At 44.3% G+C, this 6,848-nt stretch carries 5 protein-coding genes and 1 pseudogene; 4 read left to right on the forward strand and 2 right to left on the reverse strand.

The features are described from left to right. The 4 genes and pseudogenes from HWQ41_RS34395 to HWQ41_RS28435 all read left to right on the forward strand — a co-directional run. Positions 1-83: pseudogene (locus HWQ41_RS34395) on the forward strand (photosystem II protein D2); the annotation flags it as partial. After that, a complete protein-coding gene (psbC, locus tag HWQ41_RS28425) occupies positions 67-1,458 on the forward strand; it encodes a photosystem II reaction center protein CP43 (RefSeq protein ID WP_292770540.1) in 1,392 nt (463 codons plus the stop codon). The pseudogene HWQ41_RS34395 and the gene psbC, both read left to right, overlap by 17 nt. 131 nt (positions 1,459-1,589) lie before the next feature. After that, complete coding sequence (locus HWQ41_RS28430) at positions 1,590-1,775, forward strand: PCP reductase family protein (protein ID WP_292770542.1); 186 nt, start codon at positions 1,590-1,592, stop codon at positions 1,773-1,775. Between the two features lie 21 nt (positions 1,776-1,796). Next, a complete protein-coding gene (locus HWQ41_RS28435) occupies positions 1,797-2,447 on the forward strand; it encodes a Uma2 family endonuclease (RefSeq protein WP_292770544.1) in 651 nt (216 codons plus the stop codon). Here HWQ41_RS28435 and HWQ41_RS28440 read toward each other — a convergent pair. Next, positions 2,442-3,281 (reverse strand): SWIM zinc finger family protein, encoded by an 840-nt coding sequence (locus HWQ41_RS28440; protein WP_292770546.1) that lies wholly within the window; start codon positions 3,279-3,281, stop codon positions 2,442-2,444. The genes HWQ41_RS28435 and HWQ41_RS28440 overlap by 6 nt on opposite strands. 517 nt (positions 3,282-3,798) lie before the next feature. Beyond that, the coding region (locus HWQ41_RS28445; protein WP_292770548.1) for an SNF2-related protein at positions 3,799-6,848 on the reverse strand (3,050 nt) is incomplete at its 5' end.

A 6,848-nucleotide genomic window follows, 5' to 3' on the forward strand; every position in this document is an offset into this window, starting at 1 on the left:
GCGCTTGGATGGCTCCTCAAGATCAACCCCACGAACAATTTGTATTCCCTGAGGAGGTATTACCACGTGGTAACGCTCTCTAATAGACCAAATATCTTAGGCGGCGCTGGACGCGACCAAGAATCCACTGGATTTGCTTGGTGGTCTGGTAACGCACGTTTAATCAACCTGTCTGGTAAACTACTGGGTGCTCACGTTGCCCACGCTGGTTTGATTGTATTCTGGGCTGGAGCGATGACTTTGTTTGAAGTCGCTCACTTCATTCCTGAAAAACCCATGTATGAACAGGGCTTGATCCTGTTACCTCACCTCGCCGCTCAGGGTTGGGGTGTTGGTGCTGGTGGTGAAGTCATCGACACCTTCCCCTACTTTGTTGTCGGTGTACTCCACCTAATTTCTTCAGCCGTCCTTGGCTTTGGCGGTATCTATCATGCCGTCCGTGGTCCAGAAACCTTAGAAGAATACTCTTCTTTCTTTGGTTACGACTGGAAAGACAAGAACAAGATGACCAACATCATCGGGTTCCACCTGATTATTTTGGGAGTCGGTGCACTGCTGTTAGTAGCAAAGGCAATGTTCTTTGGTGGGTTGTATGACACCTGGGCACCAGGCGGTGGTGATGTTCGGATTATTACCAATCCGACATTGAACCCAGCAGTTATCTTCGGTTATGTAATCAAGTCTCCCTTCGGTGGCGAAGGCTGGATTGTCAGCGTCGATAACTTAGAAGATGTGGTCGGTGGTCACATCTGGATTGCCTTTATCTGTATTGCTGGCGGTATTTTCCACATTCTTACCAAGCCTTTTGCTTGGTCACGTCGTGCATCCATCTGGTCTGGTGAGGCTTACCTTTCCTACAGCTTGGGCGCTCTCTCCCTGATGGGCTTTATTGCCTCAATCTTTGTTTGGTTTAACAATACCGTTTACCCCAGCGAATTCTTTGGTCCTACCGGTCCAGAAGCTTCTCAAGCTCAAGCTTTGACCTTCTTGATTCGTGACCAACGTTTGGGTGCTAACGTCGGTTCTGCCCAAGGCCCTACAGGATTGGGTAAATATCTGATGCGCTCTCCCACTGGTGAAATTATCTTCGGTGGTGAAACCATGCGCTTCTGGGATTTCCGCGGCCCTTGGTTGGAGCCTCTACGTGGCCCCAATGGTCTTGACCTGGAAAAAATCAAGAACGATATTCAGCCTTGGCAAGCTCGTCGCGCTGCTGAATACATGACCCACGCTCCTCTGGGTTCTCTGAACTCCGTGGGTGGTGTGGCTACCGAAATTAACTCCTTCAACTACGTATCTCCTCGCGCTTGGTTGGCGACTTCTCACTTCGTACTAGGATTCTTCTTCCTAGTTGGTCACTTGTGGCACGCTGGTCGCGCACGGGCTGCTGCTGGTGGTTTTGAGAAAGGAATTAACCGTGATACTGAGCCAGTGATGTTCATGGACAACCTCGACTAGGTTGTAAGGTTTATCTGAATCACTGACAACTAAAGAATTTAGAGGCTCTTGCATAAAAGCAAGGGCTTTTTTTATAGGAAAATTAGTAATCTGCTGATTAAACTGAGCGACTTACCAAGGTAATTAATACCATGAGCGATTTGAATTTTATTGATGCTTTGCAATGGACAGATGAAGCTAAAGAAAAGTTACAAAATATTCCCTTTTTTGTCCGCGCTCAAGCTAGAGCCAGAATTGAACAGCTGGCTCGTGAAGCAGACCAAAAGATTGTGACAGCTGATTTGGTAGAACAGGCTAGGCTTGAGTTTGGACAATAAAACATTCTGGAGGTCGTAACAATGACAGTCGTTAAGAATCGAGCAGACCGAGTAATGTTTTACGACATTAGCTGGCAACAGTTTGAAAATCTTCTAAAAGACTTGGGAGAGCATCGGGCAGCACGGTTAGCTTACGATCGCGGTACTTTGGAAATTATGACACCTTTACCTGAACACGAACATTACAAAGAGGTAATTAGCGATTTGGTCAAAGAAATCGCTGATGTACTGGATTTCGACTTCGACTATGAAAGTTTTGGTTCGACTACTTGGAGGCGAGAAAGCCGAATGGCAGGGTTGGAGTCAGATAACTGCTTCTATTTCCAGAATGAAGCTGCGATTCGGGGTAGATTCGATCTGGACTTGAGACAAGACCCACGGCCTGATTTAGCACTGGAAATTGATGTTACCAGTAAGTCCCTGAATTGGTTTCCCATTTATGCCCGCCTGGGAGTACCAGAACTCTGGTGTTATGACTCCGGTGAACTAAAGATTTACCACCTGCAAAATGGGGAATATGTCGAGTCAGCGACGAGTCTAGTATTTCCTACTTTAGCAATTCGGGATCTACCGAAACTGATTGAGCAAAATCGGGCAGATGGCAGACGGGCAATTCGTCGGGCGGTGCGGGAATGGGTAAAGATTGAACTACCCAGTCAACCTAATTCATAATTTTCCTCCCACATTCATCGCTGCTAGAACAGCCTGCTGGCTGACATCTCTGTAAACTGTATTCAAATACTTCATTACTACGTCACTCGAAGTTGAATTTACTGTATTTTCTTCTTCCTTCGCTAGCGGAATCGCTCCCAATACATCTAATACCGTCTCGCTGCTGGAGGGCACAATTACTACCAAGGATGATTCTAGTGGCTCATTGTATTGCCAGAAAGAGTCAATTTTTACAGAGTATTTGTTATTAGGAACTGACTGTTGAATATCGGGCGTTTCTGTGGTATTAGGTTCAATCTTGGCACTACGCAACTGACGCAAATCGCTGATAATTTGCTCTTTGGTACGTCCGCGCAATTGAAATAGTACAAAGGGATCTTCACTGAAGCGATCGCCTAACTGATAGTATACCGCACCAATGTGTTTACAGGGATTTGCTTTATCAGGACAAGAGCATTTACTCTGGATATCAGCCAAGGTAAATGGAAATATCGAAAGACCATTAGCTGTGAACACTTCTTCTATATTTTGTGGCATTTCTCCTGCTAGTAGCTTGGCAGCAAAAATAGCCCTTTGGGACATGGTTTCAATGACATAACCCCACTGTTCATCACTAAATGGTTCAAGGGAAAGGGAAACTTTATAAGGTTCTACTTCACTACCTTGCACCCTAGCTAATACTTTTGCACCTTTAAATTCGATGCTTAAAACATTTCCTTGACGAGCATAGTTTCTCGCACGTTCCAAACGCTTTTTAAAGCGATAGGAATCTAGCAAATCTAGCCATTGTTGTGACCACCATTCTCGACTTGCTTGCAATGTGTAATTAGTCATAATCAATTCCAAATTAACAACGCATAACCTAATACGGTTCAGTTAAGGCTTAACTTTTTGTCAAAGTGAATTTTTTAACGAACCGCCTTCTCTGCGAGAGGCTGACGCCAACGCGCAGCGTCTCGTTAGAGAAGGACGCAAAGGAAGAGAAGAAAGAAATAGTTATTGGTTCGTAGTGAGCGATTTATCGCTCAAATCAAGGACTAAAGTCCTTACTACAAACTCAGGGCTATTTCGTTCTAGACAGAAACCGCCCAGAACTGAAGTTCAGCGGCTCATAGCTAAAGTCCGTTTTAACGGACTATAACCTTTTCTTAGTCGTCTTTAGACGAATGAGTGCTATTAGACTCAGAATTTATTCTGAGGCGGACTAGATGAGAATGAAATAGCCCTGATACCATTTCTTTTTGAAGATGCGCCTATAGAACTTACCCAAAACCGCGCTGTAGGGGCAATTCATGAATTGCCCCTACGTGAATAAAGCGCAGCCTCACATAGAATTGGTATGACTACAAACTTATTCTGCATCATCGTCAATTACTGCACTACGATCAAGTAGTAGTAAGTTGCGAAGTTGATCTGTATCCATTTCAGTTAACCATTCTTCACCTGCACCCACAACTTGTTCAGCCAGTTGTTTCTTACTTTCAATCATGTCATGAATTTTTTCTTCTAAAGTGCCGGTGCAAACAAATTTATGTACTTGCACATTCCGGGTTTGACCAATCCGAAATACTCGATCTGTGGCTTGATTTTCCACGGCTGGATTCCACCATCGATCAAAGTGGAATACATGATTTGCTCGTGTTAAATTCAGTCCAACTCCACCCGCTTTTAGAGAAAGAATCATAATCGGTGGCCCTTGTGGATCGTGTTGAAAACGGTCGATCATTTCCTCCCGTTGTTTTTTACTGGTGCTGCCATATAAAAAGAATATTTCTCGCCCAAGCTGTTTTTCTAAATAGGGTTTAAGTAACTTACCCCACTCAGCAAATTGTGTAAAGATTAAAGCATGATCGCCTTCTGCTAAAACTTCTTCTAACATTTCTTCTAGCCGCAGAAGTTTGGCTGAATTATGTTGCTCTAATGTCGCCTGTTTCAAGTATTGTGCTGGGTGATTGCAGATTTGTTTGAGTTTGATTAGTAAAGCCAAAATCATCCCCCGGCGTTGCAATCCTTCAGCAGATTCAATCTCTGCTAAAGATTGTTCTACAACTTGTTGATAAAGTGCAGCTTGTTCGCCAGTCAGACCGCAAAATACGGTCATTTCTTGCTTATCTGGTAAGTCTTCAATGATGTCGCGATCGCTTTTCAATCGCCGCAGTATAAATGGTTGCACTAATGAACGTAACTGAGTCAAAGAAGCCGTATCCCCATACTTTTCAATTGGCATGGCAAACCGCCGCTGGAAAAATTGCTTATTGCCTAAATATCCTGGATTCAGAAAATCTAAAATAGACCATAATTCTTGCAATTTATTTTCTACTGGTGTCCCCGTCAACGCAATGCGAAATGTAGCTGATAATTGCCGCACTGCTTTTGACTGCTTCGCCTCTGGATTCTTTACATTCTGGGCTTCATCTAAAACTATTATCTGCCAAGAGACACTTTGCAATGACTTAATATCTCGATGAAGAAGTGAATAGCTGGTAACGATTAAATCGTGTTTTTTTACGGCTTCTAAAAACGCTTTACCTTTTGGGCGTTTGTCACCGTGATATTGCAAAATTTTCAGGCTTGGTGCAAATTTATTGACTTCCCTTTCCCAGTTACCTAACACTGAAGTTGGACAAACTAGTAGTGTTGGATTTTCTAGTGCATCCTGTTCTTTGAGATGTAGCAAAAAAGCAATGAACTGCACGGTTTTACCGAGTCCCATATCGTCGGCGAGACATGCGCCTAAACCCCAACGTTCCAAGAAGGATAGCCAAGCAGCGCCACGTTCTTGATAAGGTCGCAACTGTCCTTGAAAGCCTGTTGGTGTGGGCAAAGGTGCGATCGCCTGGTTATTTGTTAGCGCCCCAATCAACTCTTGCAATGCCCCAGATGCCTCAAAGCTGACCACTGGTAATTTTTCAATTACTTGGGTATCCCCTGTACTGAAACGCAAGGCATCTTCCAAGGAAAGCGCCATTTGGTCTTTGCGAGTGGTAAAAAAAGTTTGGGCTGTCTTGATGTCTTGCGATCGCAATTCTACCCACTCACCGTTAATTTCCACTAGCGGACTATTTAAAGCCACAAGTTTATCAAACTCAGCTTTGGAAATAGTTTGTCCACCAATTGCCAATTGCCATTGGAAATTTAGTAGACTCTGCAACCCTAAACGTCCCTGCTTTGTCTTTGGGGTTTCGGCAGTAATTTTCAAACCCAAACGATTCGCCCATCCTTCACGATTCGCCAAACTGGGAGGCAAAATTACTCCCAAACCACTGTCTTCCAACCTCCAAGCTACAGCCTTGATAAACTCATAAGCTTGGATGGGGGTGAGATGAGAAAATTGGGGATATTCGGTTTCAAAACTGGCTACTATTGTTGGATACAATCGGGAAGCTAGCCCTAAACCTCGCAAAAATGTTTCCTGTGGTTGCTCAATTGTCCGATTTTCATAAACCAATCGTTCAACTGGATTGTTCCAAATAGTTGCTGCATCTACCAAAAACTCAGGATCGTCAGCCGCTTGCAGGAAATACGCCAATGTCCAATCTGTTTCGCCAGCCTCTGGAGAACGCAATTGAAAACAGCTACGAAATAGAGTTTTAAGAGTTAATTGGTATTGTAGCGGCATAGTCCAAGCCTTCAGTGCCGCTTCCAGTCGTTCCACTTCAATTGCATCTGCATTGACTGTACCAGATGCACTAGTTAAAGCTTGCAACCACTGCCGCACTCCAGATGGTAAAGATGCGATTGCTTTAGCTTCCATTGGAGGTTGAGAACCCTCCATTTCTCGCACTTGGGCATCTATCGTACTGTTAAGAAATCCCAAAAGTAATTCTTGAGGTTCGATTGGAAAGTTTACATAGATTGGGCATTGGGCATTGGGCATTGGGCATTGGGCATTGGTTATTAACTCTTCTCCCCCCACTCCCTCTTGATAAGTACGACAAACCAATGGCATCTTCACAGAAAATTTTTCCAGGCGGGTTCCATCTACAGCACTGTCTAGAAGTACTTGCCATTTGGTAGCAAATGCACCATCTGATTGTCGGTCAATTGTTGGTAAAAACTTACACCGCGAGATTAAATCTAAACTCCACCGGGCAACCTGCGACCAAAAGCGTAAATCTCCACCCAAAAAGGCATCTTCTTCGTTAGCAGCATTTAGGGGAACAGCAGTGAGAAATTTTATTGCCTCGGTGGGGTTGAGACAAAAACCCTCAACTCGCCACGGTTGCAAATATTGCGGGGAGTCTGTATCTAGCCCCAAGCTGGCAGAATGCACAGGGAAAATCGCAGATGTTCCTTCTTTGCTGCCTTCTGGGATATAAGTTGGTAGGGCAATCATTTGCGAATGCGTTGGCAAACTGATCTCAGTGGCACTGGCGGCTTTGCGTGTTCGCCCAGTAGTAG

This window comes from Nostoc sp. NOS(2021) (assembly GCF_017115025.1).
GTDB lineage: Bacteria > Cyanobacteriota > Cyanobacteriia > Cyanobacteriales > Nostocaceae > Nostoc.

Bases quoted from the DNA above. Each gene is read 5' to 3' on its own strand.
- HWQ41_RS28430 (WP_292770542.1), top strand. From the start codon at position 1,590: ATGAGCGATTTGAATTTTATTGATGCTTTGCAATGGACAGATGAAGCT.
- HWQ41_RS28435 (WP_292770544.1), top strand. From the start codon at position 1,797: ATGACAGTCGTTAAGAATCGAGCAGACCGAGTAATGTTTTACGACATT.
- HWQ41_RS28440 (WP_292770546.1), bottom strand. From the start codon at position 3,281: ATGACTAATTACACATTGCAAGCAAGTCGAGAATGGTGGTCACAACAA.